Genomic DNA, 564 nt, shown 5'->3' on the forward strand with positions numbered 1-564 from the left:
CTTGGTCTGAGTTTTCACTTCCTGTGGTTCACTGTCTTGAGGTTTCTCTCTTTTTTTTCTGGGACAGTGTCGATAGCTTCTTCTTCGTGATTGGCCTCTCTATTCTTGATAGTTTGTCTTCTTTGGCTTTGAGAGCAGCGTCTTTCACTTCTGTTCTTCTTGGGTGCTTCATTGGGTATGTAGTTGATGAAGTTGCATCGTGCCTTTTCTCCAGGAAAGTGAAAATGGATTTCCTCTTGTAGATGATTGCACTTGTAGCGTAGAGGAATGGTCTTCCTAGGATGAGGTGGACATCATCGTCTTCTCATGTCAAGTATCAAGTAGTCTGTGGGGACTTCATGACCTCCTATTCTGGCTACGATGGCTTCCATCATTCCTTCTTGTTTATGCCTCTTGATATGGTGTCACTCATGTCATTTGTTCGTCCAACAGTTTGAAGTGAAGCGTTAATTATGGACGCTGACAGTATCTTGCTCAGTGTGCATGTTCTTGTAGATCCAGGACCTTCACTCTGTAGAATTTGGGAGTTGACAAACTCATCCATGTTTTGCTCAAGAGTGTGTC

1 protein-coding gene is annotated in these 564 nt (G+C 43.3%); it reads left to right on the forward strand.

Going from position 1 to position 564, the window contains the following annotated elements; translation table 11 throughout:
- The coding region (locus ACXVWP_RS11130; protein WP_458473413.1) for a hypothetical protein at window positions 1–242 on the forward strand (242 nt) is incomplete at its 5' end.
- Window positions 243–564 lie beyond the last annotated feature (322 nt).

It is taken from the genome of Haemophilus sp. SZY H56 (assembly GCF_054332415.1).